The organism is Ralstonia nicotianae (genome assembly GCF_018243235.1).
GTDB lineage: Bacteria > Pseudomonadota > Gammaproteobacteria > Burkholderiales > Burkholderiaceae > Ralstonia > Ralstonia nicotianae.
The window spans coordinates 1,811,830-1,837,056 of record NZ_CP046674.1 but is presented as its reverse complement, the minus strand read 5'-3'; the positions used below and the strand labels follow the sequence as shown (position 1 = coordinate 1,837,056).

Sequence of the window (25,227 nt, the reverse complement as noted above, 5' to 3'; positions counted from 1 at the left end):
TTCTTATTTGACTATCATCGGAGTATCCATTGAACCACGTCCGCAAGACAAGACGGACGGCTCCGGAGACGCCCCATGGCCCTGATCTTCTACCTCACCCACGTCCACCTCGGCTTCGGCACGCTCGGCGAGCTCGGCAGCGAATGCGCGCGGGTCGGCATCCGCCGGCCGCTGGTCGTCACCGACCGCGGCGTGGCGGCCGCCGGCCTGGCCCAGCGCGCCATCGACGCCACCGGCGGCCTGCCCGTCACCGTGTTCGACGAGACGCCGTCCAACCCCACCGAGGCGATGGTCAGGAAGGCCACGGCGCAATACCGGGACGCCGGCTGCGACGGGCTGATCGCCATCGGCGGCGGCTCGTCGATCGACCTGGCCAAGGGGATCGCCATCACGGCGACGCACCCCGGGCCGCTCACCGCCTACGCCACCATCGAAGGCGGCAGCGGCAAGATCACCGACGCGGCCGCGCCGCTGATCGCCATCCCCACCACGGCCGGCACCGGCAGCGAAGTGGCGCGGGGCGCGATCCTGATCCTGGAGGACGGCCGCAAGCTGGGCTTCCACTCCTGGCATCTGCTGCCGAAATCGGCCCTCTGCGACCCCGCGCTTACGCTCGGCCTGCCGCCCCTGCTGACGGCCGCCACCGGGATGGACGCCATCGCGCACTGCATCGAGACCTTCCTCGCGCCGGCCTTCAACCCGCCCGCCGACGGCATCGCGCTCGACGGCTTGGAGCGCGCCTGGGCCCACATCGAGCGCGCCACGCGCGACGGCGCCGACCGCGAGGCCCGGCTCAACATGATGAGCGCCTCGATGCAGGGCGCGATGGCGTTCCAGAAGGGGCTGGGCTGCGTGCATTCGCTGTCGCACCCGCTGGGCGGCGTGAAGGTGGACGGCAAGACCGGGCTGCACCACGGCACGCTCAACGCGGTGGTGCTGCCGGCGGTGCTGCGCTTCAATGCGACGGCGGAATCGGTGGTGCGCGAGCATCGCTACGCCCGCATGCGCCGCGCGATGAACCTGCCGGCCGACGCCGACCTCGCCCAGGCCGTGCACGACATGACCGCGCGGCTGGGCCTGCCCACCGGCCTGCGCCAGATGGGCGTGCCGGAAGACGCGCTGGAGCACGTGGTGCGCGGCGCCCTGCTCGACCACTGCCACAAGACCAATCCGCGCGAGGCCACGGCGGACGATTACCGCCGGATGCTGGCGGAGTCGATGTAGCCGGCGGCGGCTATTCCACGAACGGCCGGATCAGCGCCGTGATGCGCTCCGGCTGCTCATGCACCACCCAGTGCGTGCCGTTGGGAATGCGCTCGATGCGCAGGTCGGGAATGAAGCGCTCCAGCCCGTTGAGGAGCGCGGCCGGCAGCGCCATGTCCTTCTCGCCCCAGATCACGAGCGTCGGCACCTTCACGACAAAGGCTTCGGGCGGCATCTGGTCGATGCGCACCGGTGCCTGGCCTTCGGCCGGCGGGTGCAGCGGCGAAGCCCGGTAGTAGTTGATCCCGCCGGTCAGCCCGTGCGAGCCGCCCTCGCCCGGCCGGCTCCAGGCGGCGTGGTAGCGCGCGCGCACGTCGGGGGTGAACCACTCGGCCACCGGCTGGCCCATGCCATTGAAGAAGCCTTCGAGCTTGTCGAAGCCGTCGGCGGCCAGCACGTCCTCCACCCCCGGCTGGCGCAGCCAGTTCATATAGGCCGACGCGGCCTGCTGCGCCGGGTCGCTCAGCAGCGCGTTGGCGAACACCCACGGATGCGGTGAATTGACGATCACCAGCCGCGCCACGCGCTCGGGATGCTGGATCGCCAGGTTCCAGCAGATCGCCCCGCCCCAATCGTGCGCGACCACGATGGCGCTGTCATAGCCCAGTGCGGCGATGAACTGCTCCAGGTCCTGCACCAGCGGCTTGGGCCGGTAGGCATCCACCTCTGCGGGCTTGCTCGACAGGTTGTAGCCGCGCATGTCCGGCGCCACCGCAAAGTGCGTGTCGCCGAACGCCGCGAGCTGCGCCTCCCACGCGTACCAGAACTCCGGAAAGCCGTGCACAAACAGCATCAGCGGCGCGCCGCGCCGGCCGGCGCTGGCGTAATGCAGCCGCGTGCCGTTGGGCAGGTCGGCGAACTGCGGATGCGTGATGGCGGCAACGGGGGTGGCGGTGGCAGCGGTCATATCGATCTCCAGGTTTCGGGGGGCGTCGGCAGGCGGCGTGTCCGGTCAGCCGCGCAGCGACTCGACCAGGCGCGCCCGCACGTCCGGCTTGCCCTCGAACGGATCGGACGGGTTGCGCTGCGAGACGATGTCTTCAAAGCGGTGCTGCACCGGCGCCAGCGCGTGCGGATGCGAATAAATATAGAAACGTTCGTCCCGGATGGCATCGAACGTCATCTGGCCGACCTGCTCGGCGCTCACCTTGCCGGCGCTGACGGCCTTGTCGGTCATGGCCTGGGCCACCAGCTGCGACCGGGTGGGCGGCGCGGCATTGGCCAGGTCCTGCGGGCGGTTGCGATGCGACTGCGTGATGCCGGTCGGCACGAAATACGGACACAGCACCGAGCAGCGGATCTGCTCCGTCACCAGGCTGAGGTCCTGGTAGAGCGACTCCGTCAGCGCCACCACGGCGTGCTTGGAGACGTTGTAGATGCCCATGGCCGGCGCATTGAGCAGCCCCGCCATCGACGCCGTGTTGACGATATGGCCCGCGTAGGACGGGTCCTTCGCGGCTTCGGCCAGCATCAGCGGCGTGAAGATGCGCACGCCGTGGATCACGCCATGCAGGTTGACGCCGAGCACCCAGTCCCAGTCCTGTTGGGAGTTCTCCCAGATCAGGCCGCCCGCCCCGACCCCGGCGTTGTTGAACAGCAGGTTGACCTTGCCGAAGGTCCGGATGGCCGCATCGGCCAGCGCCTGCACGTCCGCCTCCCTGGACACGTCGACGCGCACGCCGATGACCTCGACGCCCTGCGCCCGGAACCCGGCCACGGCGGCGTCCAGCGCGTCCTGCTGGATGTCGGCCAGCACCAGCTTCATGCCCAGTCCGGCGCCGAGCCTGGCGAATGCCTTGCCGAAGCCCGATGCACCGCCCGTGATGACGGCCACGCCGCCCGCGAATTGCTTCATACGTGTCTTCCTCGTGTTGTCGTCATGGACCCGGATTGTGGAAAGCGATCGGGGCGGCCGGGTCAGCCGGCCGGCTCGACCTTGCGCACCGCATAGCCGACGCGCGGGAAATGCACCGCCACCTGGCCGACGCGCGGATCGTCGCGCAGCACGCCGACGGCATCGCGCGTGGAGACGACCAGCTCGCCTTCGACCGGATCGATGGCGTAGTCGGTGGCCGACACTGTCACGCGCGTGCCCTTGGGCAAGCCGTAGCGTTCATCGAAGCCGGCCCCGGTCTCGGTCAGCGCGCGCGGCGTGGCCGCCCTGGCGATGTCCAGCGCCTCGGCCGGCGTCATCGGCTGCGCCTGCGCGTGGCCGAAGCCGGCCACGCGGTGCATCCAGGCCACCACCTCCGGGTGCGCGTCGAGGATGCCGGCCACCGCGGTCGCGCGGCGGATGAACCACAGGGCGTGGTAGACCGAAAAATCGGCGATGGTCGGCTGCTCGCCGAACAGGAAGATGTGTTCGCCGGTGGCGAACTGGCGCTCCAGCTGCGCCAGGAAGACGTGCAGCGTGGACACCGCCTCCGGCAGCGGCGTGCGCAGCCCCGTGCCGCCCGCGCGCATCGCCTTGCGGTCTTCGACGAAGGCCTTGGCGAAGTCTTCCGGCAGGCCCGCCATCAGGCTCTTGAAGCCCTCGGGCTGGCCGACGAACGCGGCCGCCGCCCAGAACAGCGTGGTATCGGCCCACTGCGCCATGGCGAACGCGGCCGCCGCGCGATCGGCCGGGTACAGCGTCGGCACTGGATGGATCGACTCCAGCACCTGCGCGATCAGCGCGGTATCGCAATAGATGTCCGCGCCGATCTGCAGGAATGGCGTGCGCCGGTAGCCGCCGGTGAGCGGCATCACCTCCGGCTTGGGCAGGATCACGGGCACCGTGACGGACTTCCACGGTTGGTCCTTGTAGCCGAGGATCAGGCGCACTTTCTCCGAGAACGGCGAGGTGGCGTAGTGATGCAGGATCAGGTCCGTCATGGGGGCTCCGAGGGTCGCTGTTCAGTCCAGCAGGTCGGGTTGTTCCTTGACGATGCGCGCATACAGCGGCTGGAACTGGAACCACCCCGCCTGCGCCGTGCCGACGATGGAATACGCCTGCCGCGCCGCCGCCTCGGAAATCAGGCGCAGCGGCTCGCTGGTGCGCGCGGCGGCGGCCTCGGCCAGCAACTGCACCTGGCACGAGCGTTCCATGGTGATGAACCACCAGGCCGCCTCGTCCACCGTCTTGCCGACTGTCAGCAGGCCGTGGTTCTGCAGGATCGCGGCCTTGTTGCCGCCGAGCGCCTGGGCAATGCGCTGGCCCTCATCCAGCTCGACCACCACGCCGCCGAAATCGTCGTACAGCGCGTGGTCTTCGTAGAAGGCGCAGACGTCCTGCGTGAGCGGATCGAGCTTGCGGCCGAGCGTCGACCAGGCGCGCCCGTAGATGCTGTGCGAATGCGCCGCCGCCACCGCGTCGGGCCGCGCCTGGTGCACGCGCGAGTGGATGGCGAAGGCCGCCGCGTTGACCGGGTAATCGCCCTCCACCACGTTGCCATGATGATCGCAGCGGATCAGGTTGGACACCTTCACCTGGCTGAAATGCACGCCGAACGGGTTGACCCAGAAGCTGTCCAGGACCTCCGGATCGCGCGCGGTGATGTGCCCGGCCACGCCCTCGTCGAAACCGAACTTCGAGAACAGCCGGAACGCCGCCGCCAGCCGCTGCTTGCGGTGCAGGCGCTCCTGCGCCACGGTGTCGAACCGGGGCGGACGCGGCAGGTTGCGGTATTTCTCGCGGACCTCGGGGCTGAGGTTGGCCGCCATCTCGTCGGGCCGCTTGGCCTGTGCGGTGTCGGGTGCGTTCATGGTGCCTCCTTCGCGCTGTCGTCGTGGCTGGGTCATTCCGTTGCGGCCCGTGCCCGGCGGACTGTCAACGGCCTGACAGTCCGCACACTTCCCAACTTAGACCAGCTTCACCAGCTGCTTGCCGAAATTCTTGCCCTTGAGCAGGCCGATGAAGGCCTCCGGCGCGCTCGCCAGCCCCTGCGCCACGCTCTCGCGGAACTTCAGCTTGGCGCTTGCCACGCAGCCGCCCAGCTCGCGCAGTGCCTCGGGCCACACATCCATGTGCTCGGACACGATGAAGCCCTCGACGGTCAGGCGCGAGACCAGGATCAACTGCGGGTTCTGCAGCGGCAACGGCTGGCCGTCATAGCCGGCGATCATGCCGCACATGGCGATGCGGCCGAACGGGTTCATGCGGCGCAGCACGGCGTCCAGGATGTCGCCGCCGACGTTCTCGAAATAGGCATCGATGCCATCCGGCGTGGCCTCCTTGAGCATCGCGTACAGTTCCTTCGGGTCCTTGGCGGCCTTGTAGTCGATGCAGGCGTCGAAGCCCAGCTCATTGACCACGTAGTCGCACTTGTCCTTGCCGCCGGCAAAGCCCACGGCGCGGCAGCCCTTGAGCTTGGCGAGCTGGCCGACCACGCTGCCGACCGCGCCGGAGGCCGCGCTCACCGCCACGGTCTGGCCGGGCTTGGGGTGCATGATCCGGTTCAGGCCGTACCACGCCGTCACACCCGGCATGCCGACCGAGCCCAGGTAGGCCGACAGCGGCACGTGGCGCGTGTCCACCTTCTGCATGCCGCGCCCGTCGGAGATGCCGACCTCCTGCCAGCCGAACATGCCGACCACGTTGTCGCCCACGGCATACGCCGGGTTCCTGGACGCTTCCACCACGCCCACCGTGCCGCCGATCATCACCTCGCCCAGCGGCTGCGGCTGCGCGTACGATTTGCTGTCGTTCATGCGGCCGCGCATGTACGGATCGAGCGACAGGAAATGGTTGCGCACCAGCACCTGGCCGTCCTGGAGCTCGGGGATCTGCGCCGTTTCCAGCCGGAAGTTGTCCGGCGTGACGGCCCCCTCCGGACGGGAAGCCAGGACGATGCGTTGATACGTGTTCGACATGAGTAGCGCTCCTAGAGATCGGGATGGGTCACTTGTGCTGCATCAGGAAGTCGGCCAGCGCGCGGTAGGCCCGGTGCGTGACCGGATCGTTGACGGCGTTGGCGGCAATCGGGTGCGAGGCATAGCGCACGATGGTCATCTGCGCCACGGGATCAATATAGATGCGCTGGCCGTGAATGCCGCGCGCCTCGAACGTATGGTGGTCGTCGCCGGAGACCCACCACATGTCGCGGTACGAGTAGCCCGGCAGGGTCGCATACCCCGCCTGTGCGAACCTGGCCGGGTCGCCGCCGCGGCGGATGTCGTCGATGACGACCCTGGGCAGGATCTGACGGCCGTTGAAGCGGCCGTCGTTGCGCAGCATTTCCGCAAAGCGGGCGAGATCGGCCAGCGTGGTGTTGAGCCCGCCGCCGCCCGACTCGGTGCCGATGCTGTCCAGCGTGAAGTACGCATCGCCCTGCGCGCCCATCGGCTGCCAGATGCGCGCCGACAGCAGCGCCGGCAGCGACTGGCCCGAGGCGCGCCGGACGATCCAGGCCAGCACCTCGGCGTTGACGGTCTTGTCGGCGAAGGCGGCGCCATGCTCGCCCTCCTTGCGTAGCGTCTTCAGGTAGTCGTAGAGGTTGGCCGGACCGGAGTCGCCGGCCGGGCGCGGCAGCATGCCGCCGGCGCGGGCGTAGCGCCACACGTCGGCATCCGGATCAGCGTCGTTCTCGGAGTAGCGCACGCCGACGGTCATGTCCATCACCTGGCGCACGGTGGCGTCGCCGTAGGCGCTGTCCTTGAGTTCGGGCACGTACTGCGTGACGGGCGCGGCCGGGTCCAGCCTGCCGTCAGCCGCCAGCATCGCCGCCAGCGTGCCGACGAACGATTGCGTCACCGACATGGCGATGTGCGGCGTGTGCGCGTCCAGCGCGCCAAAATAGCGCTCGTAGACCACCTGGCCCCGATGCATGACGAGAATGCCGTCGGTGTACGTCAGCGCCAGCATGTCGGCGAAGGTGCGGCGCCGGCCGTCGGCGTCGGTGAAGGGCGCGCCGCCGATGTCGCGCTCCGCGCGCGGCAGCCGGCTGACCGGGCCGTCGCCGCGCCACACGGTGCGCGTCGGCATGAACTCCCGCATGTGGCTGAAGCTGTAGCGCGTGCGCGGAAACAGGTTGCCGGCCAGATCGAAGCGGATGATGCGGTCGGGCGCCGGCGGGAACCCCCGCATCCAGCCCATCCGGACCGGGTCGGACTCGGCTGCGGTCAGCGGCCGCTGCTCCGGCACGACCGGAGCGGGCGGCACCGGCGGCACCTGCGCGGTGGCCGGCCCCGCCGCGGCGGGCGAGGCGCCGCCTTCCAGGGGCATGATCCATCCTGTGCAGCCAAGCAGCATGGCGGCCAGGGCCGGCAGGCGCGAACGCCACCGCGCCGTTCCCTCGGCCTGCGTGCTCTGATGCATCGTGTCCTCCGTTCCTGCCGGTCTTGTTCGGGTCCGGGCCATGCCCGGCGTGCAAGGGGTCCTGCTGTCGTGCCGCAGGCTCAGCCGTCCACGCCCGGCTCCGGGGTGCGTGGCGGCGGCATGCGCTTGACGAACTTGAACGTGCCCGAGCCGCGCGCCACCAGCTTGCCGTCGGCGTCGCGCACCTCGCCCTCGCAGAAGGCCATGGTGGTCGACTGGTGCACGCAGCGCGCATGGGCCCGCAGCGTGCCGCGACCGGGCTGCATGAACGCCGTCTTCATCTCGATCGTCACCACACCGCGTCCGTGCGTGTCGGCCGAGCGGCCGGCCATCGCCATCGACACATCGAGCAGCGTCATGGTGACGCCGCCGTGCGCCATCTCCCAGCTGTTCATGTGGCGCGCTTCGAGCGGCAGCTCAACGATGCCCTCGCCGTGCGCCACCTTCAGGCAGCGCACGCCCAGCCATTGCAGGAAGGGGATGTTGATCGGGAAACCGTGGTTGTCTGCGTTCATGCTGCGTCCAGTTCAATGCCAGGCAGCCCGCATTACACCACGCTCACGCCGCCGTCGACCGCCAGGATCTGCCCGGTGATGTGCTTGGAGGCGTCGGAAGCGAACAGCGCGGCCACGCCCTTGAGGTCCTCCTCGTCGCCGAGGCGGTGCAGCGGGGATTTTTCGGTCAGCTTGTCGACGCCGAGCTTCTCCAGCGAGCCGCGTGTCATCTTGGACGGGAAGAAGCCCGGGGCGATGGCATTGACGGTGATGCCGTACTTGCCCCACTCGCCCGCCAGCGCGCGCGTGAAATTGACCACGGCGCCCTTGCTCGTGTTGTAGGCGATGGTATCGAGCGTGCCCGGCGGGTTGCCCTTCAGGCCGGCGATCGACGCCACGTTGACGATCTTGCCGTATTGGCGCGGAATCATCGAGCGCTTGCCGATCTGCTGCGTGAGCAGGAACAGGCCGCGGATGTTCAGGTTCATCACCTTGTCCCAGGCTTCGACCGGGTGGTCCTCCGCCGGCGCGCCCCAGGTCGCCCCGGCGTTGTTGACGAGGATGTCCACATGACCGAGCTTGGCGAGCGCCTCGTCGGCCAGGCGCTGGATATCGGCCTCCACCGCGCCGTCCGCCGCGATCCAGTCGGCCGCGATGCCCAGCGACAGCAGATGCGCCTGCGCGTCTTTCAGCTCATCGGCCTTGCGCGCCGACAGCACGATGCGCGCGCCCTGCTCGCCCAGGGCCTCGGCAATCTGCAGGCCCAGCCCGCGCGAGCCGCCGGTGATCAGCGCGGTCTTGCCGGAGAGGTCGAAAAGATGCTTGAGCGTGCCCATGTGTGTCTCCTGTGTCGTTGTGTTGCATGGAACGTCGGAACGCCAGAACTTCAGAACCAGGCGTCCTGCATGTCCAGCGTGGTGGTGTCGAGCGAGGCCAGCAGCGCCAGCTGCGGACCGGTCTTCGGCAGCTCCCACTGGAAGAAATAGCGCGCGGCCTGCAGCTTGCCGCGATAGAAGCCGGCATCGTCGCCCTGGGCGCCAGGCAGGGCCCGCGCGGCGGCGAGCGCCTGCTCCAGCCAGATCCACGCGATGACGACGTGGCCGAACGCCTCCAGGTAGACCGAGGCATTGGCCAGCGTCACGCGCGGATCGCCTGCCGCCCACAACTGCTGCGTCACCTTGGCCAGGCTCTGGGCGGCCATGCCGAGCGCGCGGCCCCAGCCGGCCAGCGCCGCATCGCCGCCGTCCAGCGCGCGGCCCACGGTGGCCTGCACGCGCCGGCCCAGCGCGGCGAAGGCGGCGCCGTCCTGCATCACCACCTTGCGACCGAGCAGGTCCAGCCCCTGGATGCCGTGCGTGCCTTCGTGGATCGGGTTCAGGCGGTTGTCGCGATAGAACTGCTCGACGTTGTACTCGCGCGTGTAGCCGTAGCCGCCATGCACCTGGATCGCCAGGCTGTTGGCCTCCAGGCACCACTGCGACGGCCAGCTCTTGGCGATCGGCGTGAGGATGTCGAGCAGCAGGCCGAGCGTGGCGCGCGCGTCGGCGTCGCCCTCGCTTTCCGCGCCGCGCTCCTCGTCGACCAGCTTGGCGCAATACAGGTTCAGGCCGAGCGCGCCTTCCACGTAGGCCTTCTGCGCCAGCAGCATGCGGCGCACGTCGGCGTGGTCGACGATACGGACCTGCGGCGACGCGGCATCCTTGCCGGCCGCGCCGATCGGCCGGCCCTGCGGACGATTGCGCGCGTAGTCCAGCGCGTGCAGGTAGCCGGTGTAGCCCAGCATGGTCGCCCCCATGCCGACACCAATGCGCGCCTCGTTCATCATGTGGAACATGCACGCCAGCCCCTGGTGCGGCTCGCCGACCAGGTAGCCGATGGCGCCGGCGCGCGGCTGGCCGGCCGGCCCCTTGGGGCGGAACTGCGTGCCTTCGCCGAAGTTGAGCAGGCAGTTGGTGGTGCCGCGGTAGCCCATCTTGTGGTTCAGCCCGGCGAGCGCCACGTCGTTGCGCTCGCCCAGCGCCCCGTCCGCGCCGACAAGGAACTTGGGCACGATGAACAGCGAGATGCCCTTCACGCCGGGGATCGGCTTGCCGTCCGGGCCGGGAATCTTGGCCAGCACCAGATGCACGATGTTGTCCGACAGCGCGTGCTCGCCGGCCGAGATCCACATCTTGTTGCCGGTCAGCCGGTACTGCGGCCCCAGCGGCGATTCGCCCTCGTATTCGGCGCGCGTGGCGATGTCCGACAGCGACGACCCCGCCTGCGGCTCCGACAGGCACATCGTGCCGTAGAAGCGCCCCTCCAGCTCGGGCTGCACGAACGTCTCGATCTGCGCGGGCGTGCCGTGCGCCAGCAGCAGGTTGGCATTGCCGATGGTCAGGAACGGATAGGAACTGGTGCCGACATTGGCCGCCTTGAAGAAACCGAAGCCGGCCTTCTCGACCACGGTGGGCAGTTGCATGCCGCCGCGCTCGAAATCCTGCCCCGCGGCCATCAGGCCCGCCTTGTTGAAGGCGTCCAGCGCCGTCTTCACCTCGGGAATGATGTGGACCGTGGTGCCGTCGAAATGCGGCTCCTGCTGGTCGTTCTTCTTGTTGTGCGGCGCGAACAGGTCGGTGGCGATGCGCTCGCAGGTATCGAGCGCCGCATCGAAGGTTTCGCGGGAGTGGTCGGCATAACGCGGAAAGCGCGTAAGCGCCTCCACGTCGAGCCATTCGTAGAGCACAAAGCTCAGGTCGCGGCGCGACAGCAGCAGAGAGGACATGACGATGCGGGAGGGTGGGTTCCGGACAGGCGATCCATGCCGCCCCTGCGCCGAGCGGCCGCGCACGGGGCGACGAAGCGAAGCGGGCTCCCGCGCAGCGCGGGAGCGTGGGGCCTCAGAGCACCTCGAACAGGCCCGCCGCGCCCTGGCCGCCGCCGATGCACATGGTCACGACCACGTACTTGACGCCGCGGCGCTTGCCTTCGATCAGGGCGTGGCCGACCAGGCGCGCGCCCGACACGCCGTAAGGATGGCCCACGGCAATGGCGCCGCCGTTGACGTTCAGGCGATCCATCGGAATGCCGAGCGTGTCGGCGCAATACAGCACCTGCACGGCGAACGCCTCGTTCAGCTCCCACAGGCCGATGTCCTCGACCTTCAGGCCCGCCTTCCTGAGCAGCTTGGGCACGGCGAACACCGGGCCGATCCCCATTTCATCCGGCTCGCAGCCGGCCACCGCGAAACCGCGGAACACACCCAGCGGCTGCAGGCCGCGGGCGGCCGCCACCTTGCCGTTCATCACCACGGCCGCCGAGGCACCGTCGGAGAACTGGCTGGCATTGCCGGCGGTGACGACGCCGCCCGGCATGGCGGTACGGATCTTGGACACGCCTTCGAGCGTGGTGTCCGGGCGGATGCCTTCGTCGGCGGAGAGGGTCACCTCGCGCGTGCCGAGCTGGCCGGTCTTGGCGTCGGCCACGCCCATCGTCACCGTGATCGGCACGATCTCGTCGTTGAACTTGCCCGCGGCGGCGGCGGCGGCGGCGCGCAGCTGGCTCTGCACGCCGTATTCGTCCTGGCGCGCCTTCGAGATGTTGTAGCGGCGGGCGACGGTCTCGGCGGTCTGCAGCATGCTCCAGTAGATCTCGGGCTTGTGCCGGTTGAGCCAGCCCTCGGTCATCATGTGGCGGTTCATCTCCTGCTGCACGCACGAGATGGACTCCACGCCGCCGGCCACGAAGATGTCGCCTTCATCGGCGATCACGCGCTGCGCGGCCATGGCGATGGTCTGCAGGCCCGACGAGCAGAAACGGTTGACGGTCGCGCCCGGCACGGTGACGGGACAGCCGGCGCGCAGCGCGATCTGGCGCGCGATATTGGCGCCGGTCGCGCCTTCCGGGTTGGCGCAGCCCATCAGCACGTCCTCAACTTCGCCCGGCTCGAGCTTGGCGCGCTCGATGGCGTGCTTGACCACGTGGCCGCCCATGGTGGCGCCGTGCGTCATGTTGAAGGCGCCCTTCCAGCTCTTGGCCAGGCCCGTACGTGCGGTGGAAACGATCACTGCTTCGGTCATGGTGGTGCTCCTCGTATCTGGTGGCGGCGCGCTGCGTTCGCAGGCGCGCTCTGGTATTCCGTTATCCGTTCAAGACGTCGCGCGACTGCAATCGCGCGATGCCGGCGTCCGTCATGCGCTGCCAGGCCTGCGCCAGCGAGCCGTCCAGGTCGATGGCGCGGCAGGCGTCCTCGATGACGACCACCTCCAGCCCCGCCGCCCGCGCATCCAGCGCCGACCATGCCACGCAGAAGTCCGTGGCCAGCCCGGCGCAGAACACGCGCCGGATCCCGAGCTCGCGCAGATAGCCGAGCAAGCCGGTGGGCGTGGTGCGGTCCGCCTCGAAGAAGGCGGAGTAGCTGTCGATGTGCCGGTGATAGCCCTTGCGCACGATCAACTGCGCATGCGGCACGTCCAGCGCGTCGGCCAGCGCCGCGCCGGTGCTGTGCTGCACGCAGTGCACCGGCCACAGCACCTGCTGTCCGTACGGCAGGTCGATCGTGCCGAACGGCTGCGCGCCGGGGTGGTTGGCGGCGAACGACACGTGGTCGCGCGGGTGCCAGTCCTGCGTCAGCACCACGCGCCCGAACGCCCGGGCCAGCCGGTTGATGACCGGGATCACCCGGTCGCCGTCCGGCACGGCCAGCGCACCGCCGGGCAGAAAGTCGTTCTGCACGTCCATGACCAGCAGGCAATCGGTGGCGGTGGGATGCATGGCGTGCTCCGTGGCGGGTGGCTCGGCCGTTCAGCCGTTGAAGCCCTGGCCGGCGTCGGCCAGCTTCTGCAGCAGCGGCGCCGGCTTCCAGGCTTCGCCGTGGTAACCCTTGCCGTAGCGGCGCATGGCCTGGGCGACGTTGTACAAGCCCACGGTGTCGGCGTAGAGCATCGGGCCGCCCCGAAACAGCGGGAAGCCGTAGCCGGTCAGGTAGACCATGTCGATGTCCGACGCCTTGGAGGCGATGCCCTCTTCCAGGATCTTCGCGCCCTCATTGACCAGCGCGAACACCAGGCGCTCGACGATCTCCTCATCCGAGATCTTGCGGCGCGTGATGCCCAGATCCTTCGAGTGCTGGATGATCATGTCGTTGACCTCCTGCGACGGATACGGCTTGCGGTCGCCCGCCTTGTAGTCGTACCAGCCGGCGCCGGTCTTCTGGCCGTAGCGGCCCTTCTCGCACAGCAGGTCGGCGGTCTTGGAGTAGACGATGTCCGGCTTGTCCACCGCGCGGCGCTTGCGGATGGCCCAGCCGATGTCGTTGCCGGCCAGGTCGCCCATGCGGAACGGGCCCATGGCAAAGCCAAATTTCTCGACGGCGCGGTCCACCTGTTCGGGCAGCGCGCCTTCGTCCAGCAGGTAACCGGCCTGGCGGCTGTACTGCTCGATCATGCGGTTGCCGATGAAGCCGTCGCACACGCCCGAGACCACGGCCGTCTTCTTGATGGCCTTGGCCAGCTTCATGACGGTGGCCAGCACGTCCTTGGCCGTTGCCTTGCCGCGCACGACTTCCAGCAGCTTCATCACGTTGGCCGGGCTGAAGAAGTGCATGCCGACCACGTCCTGCGGGCGCTGGGTGAAGCCGGCGATCCGGTCGACATCCAGCGTGGAGGTGTTCGATGCCAGGATCGCGCCCGGCTTGGCGACCGCGTCCAGCGTCTTGAACACGGTCTCCTTGACGCCCATGTCCTCGAACACGGCCTCGATGACGAGGTCGGCGTCGCGGATGTCGTCGTACGAGAGCGTCGGCTTGAGCAGCGCCATGCGCGCTTCGACCTTCTCCGGCGTCAGCTTGCCCTTCTTGGCGCTGCTCTCGTAGTTCTTGCGGATGGTGGCGATGCCGCGGTCCAGCGCTTCCTGCTTGGTCTCCAGAATGGTGACCGGGATGCCCGCGTTCAGGAAGTTCATCGCGATGCCGCCGCCCATGGTGCCAGCGCCGATCACGGCCACCGTTTCCACCTTGCGCACTGGCGTGTCTTCCGGCACATCGGGAATCTTGCTGGCGGCGCGCTCGCCGAAGAAGGCGTGGCGCAGCGCGCGCGATTCGGTGGTGTTCACCAGTGCGATGAACAGGTCGCGCTCGAACCGGATGCCATCGTCGAAGCGCTTCTCGACGGCGGCCTGCACGGCGTCGACGCACTTGCCCGGCGCCGGGAAGTTCTTGGCCACCGCCGCCACGGTATTGCGGGCGAATTGCAGGAAGCCTTCGGGGTTGTCGTGCTCGACCTTGCGGTCGCGCAGCTTCGGCAGCTTGCCTTCGGCCGCGGCCTTGAGCGCGAAGCCGATCGCGCCGGCCATCAGGTCGCCCTCGATCATCTGGTCGAACAGGCCGCTCTTGGCCAGCTGTTCCGACGGCACGGCCGTGCCCGAGACGATCATGTTCAGCGCCGGCTCCAGGCCGATCGCGCGCGGCAGGCGCTGCGTGCCGCCCGCCCCCGGCAGGATGCCCAGCTTCACCTCGGGCAGCGCGATCTGCGCGCCCGGCGCGGCCACACGGTAGTGGCAGCCCATCGCCAGCTCCAGCCCGCCGCCCATCGCCACCGAATGGATGGCCGCGACCACCGGCTTGCCGCTCGACTCCACCGCCTGGATGACGGCATGCAGCGTCGGCTCCTGCATGGCCTTGGGCGTGTTGAACTCGCGGATGTCGGCACCGCCCGAGAAGGCCTTGCCGGCACCGGTGATCACGATGGCCTTGACGTCGGGGTCGTCACCGGCCCTGACCATGCCCTCGACGATGCCGAGGCGCGTGGCGTGGCCCAGACCGTTGACCGGCGGGTTGCTGAGCGTGATCACGGCAACGCCGTCCTGGACCTTGTACTCCGCTGTCATGCTGGTTCCTTTGGTGGTGCGGGGGACGGCAAACGGCACGCCGGGCCTCGCGGTTGCACTGTCTCGCAGATCGGATTGTTATCTCGCGCGGCGCTCGCCGCGACCCGATAGAGAATACACAAAATAGCACGGTCGTTCAATTTCTATTTGAGGGCGGCGCGGCGCGCCCTGGCGGCCGGCTCCCGGCGTCAAACGCGCGTATGCGTATCCCGATTTTTTACCCGCGGGATGACGGTTTTGATAGAGTCGCGCCTTTCGTCCCGTGGCACCTACCGGGCAGCGGGAACGCTCCATCACATTAGACGGATTTCGTTCGCGATCCGATCGGAACCGTCCGATTCTGCATCCATGTCAGAACACACCACCGCGTCCGCCGGGACGCCGGGCTTGCGCCGGACTTTGCGTGCGCGCCACCTCACCATGATCGCCATCGGCGGGTCGATCGGCACCGGGCTGTTCGTCGCCTCGGGCGCGTCGGTGTCGCAGGCCGGCCCCGGCGGCGCACTGGCCGCCTACGTGCTGATCGGGACGATGGTCTACTTCCTGATGACCAGCCTCGGCGAGTTCGCCGCCTACATGCCGGTGCCGGGCTCGTTCGCCACCTACGGCGCGCGCTACGTGGACGAAGGCTTCGGCTTCGCGCTGGGCTGGAACTACTGGTACAACTGGGCGGTGACGATCGCGGTGGAGCTGGCCGCCGCGCAGCTGGTCATGCACTACTGGTTTCCCGAGGTGCCGGGCGTGCTGTGGAGCGCGGGCTTCCTGGCGGTGATGTTCCTGCTCAACGCGATCTCCGTGCGCGGCTTCGGCGAGGCGGAATACTGGTTCGCGCTCATCAAGGTCGTCACCGTGCTGTGCTTCATCGCGATCGGCCTGGCGATGATCTTCGGCATCATCAAGGGCGCGCCGGCATCGGGCCTGCACAACCTGACCCTCGGCGAGGCGCCGTTCGTGGGCGGGCTGCCGGCGATGATCGGCGTGACGATGATCGCCGGGTTCTCGTTCCAGGGCACCGAGCTGATCGGCGTGGCGGCGGGCGAATCGGCCGACCCGGCGCGCACCATTCCGCGCGCGGTCCGGCAGGTGTTCTGGCGCATCCTGCTGTTCTATGTGCTGGCGATCTTCATCATCGGCGCACTGGTGCCGTACACCGATCCGAACCTGCTGTCGACGGAGGTCGCCAACATCGGCGTGAGCCCGTTCACGCTGGTCTTCCGCCATGCCGGCCTGGCCTTTGCCGCCGGGCTGATGAACGCGGTGATCCTGACGGCGGTGCTGTCGGCGGGCAATTCGGGCATGTATGCGTCCACGCGCATGCTCTACAACCTCGCCACCGAAGGCCGCGCGCCGCGCCTGTTCGCGCGGCTATCGAAGAACGGCGTGCCGCGCAATGCGCTGCTGGCCACCACCGCCGTGGGCGCGCTGTGCTTCCTGAGCTCGCTGTACGGCGACAAGACCGTCTACCTGTGGCTGCTCAACACCTCGGGCATGACCGGCTTCGTCGCGTGGCTGGGCATCGCGACCAGCCATTACCGCTTCCGCAAGGGCCTGGTGCTGCAGGGCCACGACCCGGCGCTGCTGCCCTACCGCTCGCCGTTCTTTCCGTACGGCCCGCTGTTCGCGTTCGGGCTGTGCCTGGTCATCACCCTGGGCCAGAACTACCAGGCCTTCGCCAGCGGCCGGGTCGACTGGGCCGAGGTGACCGCCACCTATATCGGCATCCCGATCTTCTTCGCGGTCTGGCTAGGCTACCGGCTGGTGCGCGGCGGCGGCATCATCCGCTACCAGGACATGCGCTTCCCGCGCCCGCCCGTCACGCGCGACCCGCCGGGCGAAGCGCCCGCCGCCCCCGGGCTGCCGGCCGCCGCGACGAGCCCGCAGCGTTGAGGTTCCGGCCAGCCGGGTGCCCAGGTGCCCGGCTGGCATTTGATTGATGGACGTCCCGCAGAGGCGCCACCCACTATGCATACACCGATCACCCCCACCGGCCTCGAGGGCCAGTCCGAGCTGCGCCGGCGCCTGCGCGCGCGCCACCTGACGATGATCGCCCTCGGCGGCGCCATCGGCACCGGGCTGTTCGTCGCCTCCGGCGCCTCCATCGCGCAGGCCGGCCCGGGCGGCGCCCTGTTCACCTACACGCTGATCGGCGTGATGGTCTACTGCCTGATGACGAGCCTCGGCGAGCTGGCGGTGCACCTGCCGGTGTCGGGCTCCTTCGTCACGTACAGCCGGCTGTACGTGGAGGAAGGGTTCGGCTTTGCGCTGGGGTGGAATTACTGGTTTGCGCTGGCGGTGTCCGTGGCGGTGGAGCTGGCGGCGGCGCAGCTGGTGATGAAGTACTGGTTCCCCGGCGTCTCGGGCATGGTCTGGAGCGCCGCCTTCCTGCTGCTGATGTTCGTGCTCAACGCGTTCTCGGTGCGCGGCTTCGGTGAGGCGGAATACTGGTTCTCGATGATCAAGGTGGTGACCATCGTCGTGTTCCTGCTGATCGGGCTGGCGATGATCTTCGGCATCATGAAAGGCGGGCCGCAGTCGGGCTGGCACAACTTCACGGTGGGCGACGCGCCGTTCGTGGGCGGACTGCCGGCGATGATCGGCGTGGCGATGATCGCCGGGTTCTCGTTCCAGGGCGTCGAGACCATCGGCGTGGCCGCCGGCGAGGCGGAGAACCCCGCCCGCACCATTCCGCGCGGCATCCGCCAGACCTTCTGGCGCATCCTGCTGTTCTACGTGCTGGCGATCCTGATCATCGCCGTGCTGCTGCCGTACACCGATCCGAACCTGCTGCGCAACGAGGCCACCGACATCGGCGTAAGCCCGTTCGCGCTGGTGTTCCAGCATGCCGGCCTCGCCTTCGCCGCCGGCATGATGAACGCGGTGGTGCTGACCGCGCTGCTGTCGTCCGGCACCTCGAGCCTGTATGTCTCGACGCGCATCCTCTACGACCTCGCGCTCGAAGGCCAGGCGCCGCGGTGGTTCGCCAGGGTCTCGGGCAACGGCGTGCCGCACCGGGCGCTGCTGGCCACCTCGGCGGTGGGCGCGCTGTGCTTCTTCAGCTCGCTCTTCGGCGACCAGGTCGTGTACCTGTGGCTGCTCAATACCTCGGCGGTGACGTGCTTCATCGCCTGGTTCGGCATCGCGCTGGCGCACTACCGCTTCCGCAAGGGCTTTCTGCATCAGGGCCACACGGTCGATCAGCTCGAATACCGCTCGCCCTTCTTCCCGTTCGGGCCGATCCTGGTGGCCGCCCTGTGCGTGATCATCATCCTCGGACAGAACACCAAGGCGCTGTTCGCGCCGATCGACAACTTCGGCGCCTTCGTCGCCACGTATTGCGGGGTGTTTCTGTTCGTGGCGATCTGGCTGGGGTACCGGTGGCGCTACAAGACGCGGTTTGTGCGGTACGAGCGGATGCAGTTCAGCCCGCGGCACATCCGGGCTGCGCAGGCCGGGGATGGCGGGGCCGCGCTGCCGGGCGTGGCCGCGGATTAGCCTGCCGAGGCGCGGCGCGCCACGCGCCGCGCGGCTGCCGTCATTGACGCCGGGCCCTGGCCGGCACCGCGCGCCAATCGGAGCGGGCGGCGCCAGGCCGGCACCGGGGCTCAAGGCCGGCCATCGGCAGCGCGACTAGGGCGCCGGCTTCACGTTGCTGAAGGTCAGCCCGGAAGCGTCGCGAATCGACCAGGGCGTCGCCGCTGTGCCCCAGTTCGTGATCGTCACGTCCTTGAAGGTACTGTCCTTGAGGCGGCTGATGCTGGCGGGCTTCGCGCGGGTGATGCTCACCGTGTCGAACAGCACGTTCTCGTGGAACGTTTCGGGATAGCCCAGCGACGGATCGGTGCCGTCATAGCCGTCCACCGAGATCATCGCCCCACCGGTGCCCGGATTGCCGTTGTCGATCGTCACGCGATTGACGGTGATATCGCGGAATTGGGCCGCGGCGGCTGCGTTGTTGAACACGTTGCTGCCGGCGCTATACGACAACGTGAGAATGAACGGGCTGCCATTGGTGTTGTTGGCGAAGGTCTGCCCCCCTGCCGACACGCTGTTCTTGGTGCCGACCTCCCGCATGGCGGTGTCGCGGAATACGATGCGCCGCGCGCCGCCGCCCGTGGCCGGCGTGCTCTTGAGGCGCAGCCCGTTGTCGGTCATGAACATCACGTTGTCCTCGGCGAGGATGTCCTGGATCCACGCGCCGGTATGGCTGCCGGCCACCACACCCCCGTGGCCCTCGCGCATGTAGTTGTTGAAGATCCATGCGTACTGCTGGGGCGTGCCCCCCTCGTAGTTCTTGCCCTGACCGGCGGCAAAGTTGATGTTGTCGTCGCCGCTGTCGATGAAATTGTTGAACACGACGGCGTTGCTGCTGTTGCCGAATTCCACGCCGTCCGCGTTGTTGATATCGAACGTCTGCGTGACCGTGTTGGCGAACACCATGTTGTCGCTCTCGATGAACATGACGCCATGGAGCGCCGGGTTGGTCAGCGTCAGATCGCCGAAATAGAGGTTGCGCGTGCCGCGAAAGGTGGCAAGGCTCGATCGGCGGTTGCTGTAGTAGTTCGCGTTCTGGGTCGAGTCGAGCGTGCCGCCGGCTTCGGCCTGGGCCGCGAGCATCTGGCGCTTGGCCAGCACGCCGAGGGTGCTCCACTTGCTGGCATTGCCGGGCGCGAAGCTGGCGAGACGGTTGCCGACCTCATCGATCGTGTCGGTGCCGCGGCGCACCCATCCGCTGCCGTCCAGCGTGCCCTTGCCGGTGACCCGGATGTTGCTGAACACCCCGCGCCTGTCGTCGTAGCCCTGGTGGTCGGCCAATGCCGTCGCGCCGTTCATGTGCGCGGGACTGAGCGTATTCAGCAACGACGGCGGACGGCGATCGTCCGTCACGTTGGTGAAATAGCTGTACAGCTGGTACCCCTTGGCGAGCGGGTAATCCGCCGCGTCGGCGGACCCGCGCAACGTCGCGCCCTTGGCAACCTCCAGTGTCATGTTGCTTCTGAGGAACAGGGCGCCGCTCACAAACACGGCGCCGCCCGCATCGTCGGCGGGAATCAGCACTTTGCACCCGTACGCCGTGGTGGACGTGCCGGCGCAGTCGTCGATCGCCTTCTGGATGACGGCCGTATTCAGCGTCGCGCCATCGCCCCTGGCGCCCAGTTTCGCCACGTCGTAGACGCGCGTGAAAGCGGCGGCGGTCTTGTGCACGACGGGCACGCTGTCGGCGGATTCCTTTCCGGAACGATCCACCGACCGGATGGTGAAGGTATAAGCCGTATCCGGCGCCAGCCCCGTCACGCGAAAGCTGTGAAAGGTCATTCTGGTGTGAAAACCCGCCGTGTCCTCCGCATAAAAGCGATCGATATAGCGTTTCGCGACGGAATGCACCGCATTGTTTTCCGATGCGCTGCCGAGTTTCGTCCCGTTCATGTAAACGTTGTAATCGGCCACATCGGCATAGATGTCCGGCTTGTTCCAGGCCAGCGTGATGCTGGTGTCGTCATAGGCGAGCGCCGGAACGCACGGATGCTGCGGCACGGTCGAGCGGGTGCCGCTGGTCGCCCGCACATTGACCGGGGAGCAGGTCGAGCCGGCCGTCTGCGCGGTCGTCTGCGCGGTGCCGCCTGAAACGGACAAGCCGGAAGCGCTATCGCCCTCGCCCGAGCCGCAGGCTACCAACGCACCGGCCAGCATCGCCGCCAGCAGCAGGGCAGCACCACGCCCCATTTTTCTTTGTCGCATTGCACTTCTCCACTTTTCAAAACAGGATGCGGCCGCAATGGGCGATGCGGGATCATCCGGATGTCTTGCCACCCGCATTGACCGCAGCCATTGCATTCGCGCTGGATAATCCCCCCATTATCACGAGTGGAAATCAAATTCCACGCCCACCCTATCGAAAAGGAAATCATAAGATTTTCCTTAAAATGGATTTAGGCAGTCGCAAGGTACCGTCGAATTAATGGCCCCAGCAAGCTCGCATGAGGAAATTTGATCATCCATGCGGCGCCTCAATTTCCGCGACAACCCGATATTCCATATGGAATGCGCAAGGCATCAAACCGATGCCGATGCCCGTGTGTATTTCATGAATCGGATTGCAGTCATCGACATTGCGCCGCTCACCGGCACGGCTCGCGATGCGGCAGGGCTCGACCTGCCAGGCCCGGCACGAGTGGACGCGCGGCACGACGTGCCGCCGGCGCGCGAGTCAGCCGGACTGGACAGCAGGACGGTACGGTTGACCGACGAACGCCGCCTCCTGCGGTTTCGTCGCTTGCTGAAAACGCACAGGCCGGCCGTCGTGGAGTGGGAAAGCCGACGCCTCCAGTGATGCGGGCGCCCCGGGGCACGGATCGGCCCCCGAACGCCGTGCCGGGAACTGAGCATGCCCGCGGCAGGGTGCCCGGTTCGGGCCACGCGCGCGGCAGGTTGATGCGCCCGCGCCGGGACGCATCCGCTTCCCGCTACGCGGCCGGGCCTGCCGGATCGGGCAGCGTGCGGGGCTCCTCTCCCGCTAGACCTCCAGCCACTCCTGCCGAACCCGCGCATCCGCCTTCAGATCGGCAGGCGTCCCCTCGAAGACGATCTGGCCATGCCCCATCACATACACCCGCTGCGAGATATCGAGCGCGATGGCCAGCTTCTGCTCGACCAGCAGCACCGAAATGCCCCGCGCCTTGAGCGTCTTCAGGTATTCGCCAACCTGCGCGACGATCAGCGGCGCCAGCCCTTCGGTCGGCTCGTCGATGATGACGAAATCCGGGTCGCCCATCAGCGTGCGGCAGAGCGTCAGCATCTGCTGCTCGCCGCCGGAGAGCACGCCGGCCGGCGTGTGCTCACGCTCCTTGAGGCGAGGGAACAGGCGGTACATGTCGTCGAACTGCCAGCGCGGCCTCGGCTGGCGCGGGTTGCGCTTCTCCCCCAGCAGCAGGTTCTGGCGCACGGTCAGGGTCGGGAAGATGTCGCGGTTCTCGGGCACGTAGCCGATGCCCCGGTGCGCCACCTCGAAGGTGCGCAGGCCGCGCACGTCCTTGCCGCGCAGCAGGATGTGCCCCTCGCAGCGGACCATGCCCATGATGGACTTGGCCAGCGTCGAGCGGCCCACGCCATTGCGGCCGAGCAGGGCGACGATCTCGCCCTCCCCCACGTGCAGGTCGACGCCGTGCAGGATGTGGCTCTTGCCGTAGTACGCGTGCAGGCCGCGCACTTCGAGCATGGGCGTGGTGGCTGCCATCAGTGCGCTCCCGCCGATTCGGCTTCATTCGCGGCTTCATTCGCATCCAGCGTGGTGCCCAGGTAGGCCTCCTTCACGCGGCGGTTGTTGCGGATGGCCTCGGGCGTGTCGGTGGCGATCACCTCGCCGTAGACCAGCACCGAGATGCGGTCGGCCAGGCCGAATACCACGCTCATGTCGTGCTCCACCATCACCAGCGTCTTGCCGACCGTGACCTTGCGGATCAGGTCGACGGCATGGTCGGACTCCGAGCGGCTCATGCCGGCGGTCGGCTCGTCGAGCAGGATCACGTCGGCGCCGCCCGCGATGGTGATGCCGATCTCCAGCGCACGCTGCTCGGCATACGTGAGCGTGCCGGCGGCGGCATCGCGCCGGTTCGTCAGGCCGATCTGCTCGAGCACCGCCTCGGCCAGCTCGCGCGCGTCGCGCAGCTCGGCCAGCCGGTGCCAGAACGAATACTGGTAGCCCAGCGACCAGAGCACCGCGCAGCGCAGGTTCTCGAACACCGACAGCCGGTGGAAGATGTTGGTGATCTGGAAGCTGCGCGACAGGCCCCTGCGGTTGATCTCGTACGGCGCCAGTCCGGCGATCTCTTCGCCGTTCAGGCGCACGCTGCCCGCGCTCGGCGCAAAGCGGCCCGAGATCAGGTTGAAGGTGGTCGACTTGCCGGCGCCGTTCGGGCCGATCAGCGCGTGGCGCTCGCCGCGGCCGATGGTCAGGTTCACGCCCCGGATGATTTCGGTCGCGCCGAAGCGCTTGCGGACGTCGCGCAGTTCCAGCGCGGGAATCGGTTGGCTCATGGCTGACGCTCCTGCAAGGCGAGATCCCAGGCGGCGCGCAGCCGGCCCGCCGCGATGCGCAGGCCGCCCCCGCCCGCCGCCCACAGCACGGCGGTGACGGCCCACGGCGTCCAGGTGGCCGGCTGCACCGACAAGCCGAACAGCGTCGCCACGCCACCCGCGCTGTCGTCCTGCACGGCGTAGATCATTTCCACGGTGGCGATCAGCGCGGCCAGCAGCACCAGCGCCGGCACGATCGCCACGCCGTAGGCCGGCAACAGCGTCCCCAGCTTGCCGCGCCGCAGAATCGGCGCATGCATGGTCAGCAGGCTGGCGATGCCGCCCGGCGCGTACATCACCATCAGCACGAAGAACAGCCCCAGGTACAGCAGCCACGCCTTGGTGATGCCGGACAGCGCCACCGTGAAGAACACCGTCAGCACCGCGCCGATGATCGGGCCGAAGAACGTGCCCATGCCGCCGATAAAGGCCGCCAGCAGCACCGCCCCCGAACGCACCGCCGACACGTTCTCCGCGGTCACGATCTCGAAGTTGATGCACGACAGCGCCCCCGCGATGCCCGCGAAGAACGCCGACAGGATCACCACCAGGTAGCGCACCCGCTGCGGGTTGTAGCCGACGAACGCCACGCGCTCGGGGTTGTCGCGCACCGCGTTGGCGAGGCGGCCCAGCGGCGTCTGCGTCCAGGCGTACATCAGCGCCATCGAGATCAGGCACCACACGGCGATCAGGTAGTAGACCTGCCGCGCCGGCCCGAAGCTGATGCCCAGCAGCGGCTCGCCGATGCTGCGGTTGGTCGACACGCCGCCCTCGCCGCCGAAGAAGTCGGGGAGCATCAGCGCGCTGGCGAACACCATCTCGCCGATGCCGAGCGTGATCATCGAGAACGTGGTGCCGGCCCGCCGGGTGGTAACGTAGCCGAACAGCACGCCGAACAGCGCCCCACCCAGCCCGCCCGCGACCGGCAGCAGCGCCACCGCCAGCGGCCCGCCGATGCCGAGCGCCGGCGCCGCGCCGATCCGGTTGAGCAGATGCACCGCCACGAAGGCGCCCAGGCCGGCGTACACCGCGTGCCCGAACGACAGCATGCCCGCCTGCCCCAGCAGCATGTTGTACGACAGCGCGAAGATGATCATGATGCCCATCTGCGAGAGCAGCGTGATGGCGAAGCCCTGCGGCCAGATCAGCGGCAGCACGAGCATCACCAGCGCGGTGGTGCCCCAGATCAGCCAGCGCGCGAGGTTGAGCGGCTTGAACCGCATGGTGCGGGCGCGATCGTTGGCGGGCAACGCCTGTTGTTGCGACATGACGCGGTCCATTTGCGCTTATCCCTCCCGCGTGCCCATCAGCCCGCGCGGGCGGAAGATCAGCATCAGCACCAGCAGCAGGTACGGCAGCACCGGCGCCACCTGCGCGATGGTCAGGTTCCACACGGAGATCAGCGGCACGTCCGGGTTGAGCGCGACGCCGAGCTTGCCCAGCAGGCTCGTCACCGACACATCGAGCGTGACGGCAAAGGTCTGGATGCAACCGATCAGCAGCGAGGCGATGAAGGCGCCCACCAGCGAGCCCATGCCGCCCACCACCGCCACCACGAAGACGATCGACCCGACCGCCGCCGCCATCGACGGCTCGGTCACGAACGCGTTGCCGCCGATCACCCCGGCCAGCCCGGCCAGCGCGCAGCCCCCGCCGAACACCAGCATGAAGACGCGCGGCACGTTGTGGCCGAGCGCCTCGACCATGTCCGGATGCGTCAGCGCCGCCTGGATGACCAGCCCGATGCGCGTGCGCGTGAGCAGCAGGAAGATGCCCACCAGCATCAGCAGCGACACCAGCATCATGAAGGCGCGGTACTTCGGGAAGGACGAGGTGAACAGCGTGAACAGCGGCCCGTCCAGCGCCTCGGGCACGCGGTACGGCACGGCCGGCAGGCCCCACACCAGCTTCACGCCCTCTTCGATCAGGTAGGCCAGGCCGAAGGTGAACAGCAGCTCGGCGACATGGCCGTAGCGGTGCACCGTGCGCAGGCCGAAGCGCTCGACCAGCGCCCCCAGCGCGCCCACCAGCAGCGGCGCCACGATCAGCGCGGCCCAGAAGCCCAGGTATCCGCTGACGACGTAGGCGAAGTACGCGCCCAGCATGTAGAAGCTGGCATGCGCGAAGTTGAGGACGCCCATCATGCTGAAGATCAGCGTCAGGCCCGACGACAGCATGAACAGCAGCAGCCCGTAGCTGATGCCGTTCAACAGGTTGATGACTAGGAATTCCACGCTGCAG

General features: G+C 68.3%; 21 protein-coding genes. 4 read left to right on the top strand and 17 right to left on the bottom strand.

Translation table 11 applies throughout. The annotated features are described in order from the left end of the window. Positions 1-75 precede the first annotated feature (75 nt). The gene (gene gbd, locus GO999_RS08500; protein WP_071624152.1) at positions 76-1,224 is read left to right on the top strand and encodes a 4-hydroxybutyrate dehydrogenase; all 1,149 of its coding nucleotides are present in this window, start codon (positions 76-78) and stop codon (positions 1,222-1,224) included. Between the two features lie 10 nt (positions 1,225-1,234). Here the strand turns inward: gbd and GO999_RS08495 are convergent, their stop codons facing one another. The 12 genes from GO999_RS08495 to GO999_RS08440 all read right to left on the bottom strand — a co-directional run bounded on the left by GO999_RS08495 (position 1,235) and on the right by GO999_RS08440 (position 14,916). Next, the gene (locus tag GO999_RS08495; RefSeq protein ID WP_016724589.1) at positions 1,235-2,170 is read right to left on the bottom strand and encodes an alpha/beta fold hydrolase; all 936 of its coding nucleotides are present in this window, start codon (positions 2,168-2,170) and stop codon (positions 1,235-1,237) included. A gap of 45 nt (positions 2,171-2,215) precedes the next feature. Then, positions 2,216-3,118, bottom strand: coding sequence for an SDR family oxidoreductase (locus GO999_RS08490; protein WP_011001707.1), 903 nt, complete (start codon positions 3,116-3,118; stop codon positions 2,216-2,218). Between the two features lie 62 nt (positions 3,119-3,180). Further along, positions 3,181-4,137: a glutathione S-transferase family protein gene (locus tag GO999_RS08485; RefSeq protein ID WP_211906119.1), complete on the bottom strand. Its 957-nt coding sequence runs from the start codon at positions 4,135-4,137 to the stop codon at positions 3,181-3,183. Positions 4,138-4,158: 21 nt separating this feature from the next. Further along, complete coding sequence (locus GO999_RS08480; RefSeq protein ID WP_016724587.1) at positions 4,159-5,007, bottom strand: class II aldolase/adducin family protein; 849 nt, start codon at positions 5,005-5,007, stop codon at positions 4,159-4,161. A 96-nt stretch (positions 5,008-5,103) separates the two neighbouring features. Next, a complete protein-coding gene (locus GO999_RS08475; protein WP_016726872.1) occupies positions 5,104-6,114 on the bottom strand; it encodes an NADP-dependent oxidoreductase in 1,011 nt (336 codons plus the stop codon). 28 nt (positions 6,115-6,142) lie between these two features. Continuing rightward, entirely contained in the window at positions 6,143-7,465 is a 1,323-nt protein-coding gene (locus GO999_RS08470; protein ID WP_172833516.1) for a serine hydrolase domain-containing protein, read from the bottom strand. 173 nt (positions 7,466-7,638) lie between these two features. After that, complete coding sequence (locus GO999_RS08465; RefSeq protein ID WP_058908126.1) at positions 7,639-8,073, bottom strand: PaaI family thioesterase; 435 nt, start codon at positions 8,071-8,073, stop codon at positions 7,639-7,641. 32 nt (positions 8,074-8,105) lie between these two features. Then, a complete protein-coding gene (locus GO999_RS08460; RefSeq protein WP_011001701.1) occupies positions 8,106-8,888 on the bottom strand; it encodes an SDR family oxidoreductase in 783 nt (260 codons plus the stop codon). Between the two features lie 50 nt (positions 8,889-8,938). Then, entirely contained in the window at positions 8,939-10,816 is a 1,878-nt protein-coding gene (locus GO999_RS08455; RefSeq protein WP_058908127.1) for an acyl-CoA dehydrogenase, read from the bottom strand. A 115-nt stretch (positions 10,817-10,931) separates the two neighbouring features. Continuing rightward, on the bottom strand, positions 10,932-12,110 hold the full coding sequence (locus GO999_RS08450; RefSeq protein ID WP_058908128.1) for an acetyl-CoA C-acyltransferase: 1,179 nt from the start codon (positions 12,108-12,110) through the stop codon (positions 10,932-10,934). A gap of 61 nt (positions 12,111-12,171) precedes the next feature. After that, positions 12,172-12,804, bottom strand: a complete 633-nt coding sequence (pncA, locus tag GO999_RS08445) for a bifunctional nicotinamidase/pyrazinamidase (protein WP_016724584.1) — start codon at positions 12,802-12,804, stop codon at positions 12,172-12,174. A gap of 30 nt (positions 12,805-12,834) precedes the next feature. Then, positions 12,835-14,916: a 3-hydroxyacyl-CoA dehydrogenase NAD-binding domain-containing protein gene (locus GO999_RS08440; RefSeq protein ID WP_058908129.1), complete on the bottom strand. Its 2,082-nt coding sequence runs from the start codon at positions 14,914-14,916 to the stop codon at positions 12,835-12,837. Positions 14,917-15,264: 348 nt separating this feature from the next. Between GO999_RS08440 and GO999_RS08435 the strand changes: the two genes are divergently transcribed. Continuing rightward, positions 15,265-16,803 (top strand): amino acid permease, encoded by a 1,539-nt coding sequence (locus GO999_RS08435; RefSeq protein ID WP_211906118.1) that lies wholly within the window; start codon positions 15,265-15,267, stop codon positions 16,801-16,803. 75 nt (positions 16,804-16,878) lie between these two features. Continuing rightward, positions 16,879-18,408 carry an amino acid permease gene (locus tag GO999_RS08430; protein WP_211906117.1) on the top strand — a complete coding sequence of 510 codons (1,530 nt, stop codon included), beginning with the start codon at positions 16,879-16,881 and terminating at the stop codon, positions 18,406-18,408. Positions 18,409-18,543: 135 nt separating this feature from the next. On the opposite strand, the gene GO999_RS08425 is transcribed toward GO999_RS08430, so the two are convergent. Then, positions 18,544-20,652 carry a glycosyl hydrolase family 28 protein gene (locus GO999_RS08425; RefSeq protein ID WP_211906116.1) on the bottom strand — a complete coding sequence of 703 codons (2,109 nt, stop codon included), beginning with the start codon at positions 20,650-20,652 and terminating at the stop codon, positions 18,544-18,546. Between the two features lie 259 nt (positions 20,653-20,911). On the opposite strand from GO999_RS08425, the gene GO999_RS25085 reads away from it, so the two are divergent. Further along, positions 20,912-21,244 carry a transposase gene (locus GO999_RS25085; RefSeq protein ID WP_104071392.1) on the top strand — a complete coding sequence of 111 codons (333 nt, stop codon included), beginning with the start codon at positions 20,912-20,914 and terminating at the stop codon, positions 21,242-21,244. A 183-nt stretch (positions 21,245-21,427) separates the two neighbouring features. Here the strand turns inward: GO999_RS25085 and GO999_RS08415 are convergent, their stop codons facing one another. Genes GO999_RS08415 through GO999_RS08400 form a run of 4 tightly spaced genes read right to left on the bottom strand, consistent with a single transcriptional unit; the run spans position 21,428 to position 25,220 of the window. Next, the gene (locus tag GO999_RS08415) at positions 21,428-22,147 is read right to left on the bottom strand and encodes an ABC transporter ATP-binding protein (RefSeq protein ID WP_011001692.1); all 720 of its coding nucleotides are present in this window, start codon (positions 22,145-22,147) and stop codon (positions 21,428-21,430) included. Further along, positions 22,147-22,947 (bottom strand): ABC transporter ATP-binding protein, encoded by an 801-nt coding sequence (locus GO999_RS08410; protein ID WP_211906115.1) that lies wholly within the window; start codon positions 22,945-22,947, stop codon positions 22,147-22,149. The genes GO999_RS08415 and GO999_RS08410 overlap by 1 nt, the downstream gene beginning before the upstream one ends. Continuing rightward, positions 22,944-24,266: a branched-chain amino acid ABC transporter permease gene (locus GO999_RS08405; protein WP_071895505.1), complete on the bottom strand. Its 1,323-nt coding sequence runs from the start codon at positions 24,264-24,266 to the stop codon at positions 22,944-22,946. The genes GO999_RS08410 and GO999_RS08405 overlap by 4 nt, the downstream gene beginning before the upstream one ends. Positions 24,267-24,272: 6 nt before the next feature. Further along, positions 24,273-25,220 (bottom strand): branched-chain amino acid ABC transporter permease, encoded by a 948-nt coding sequence (locus GO999_RS08400; RefSeq protein ID WP_011001689.1) that lies wholly within the window; start codon positions 25,218-25,220, stop codon positions 24,273-24,275. Positions 25,221-25,227 lie beyond the last annotated feature (7 nt).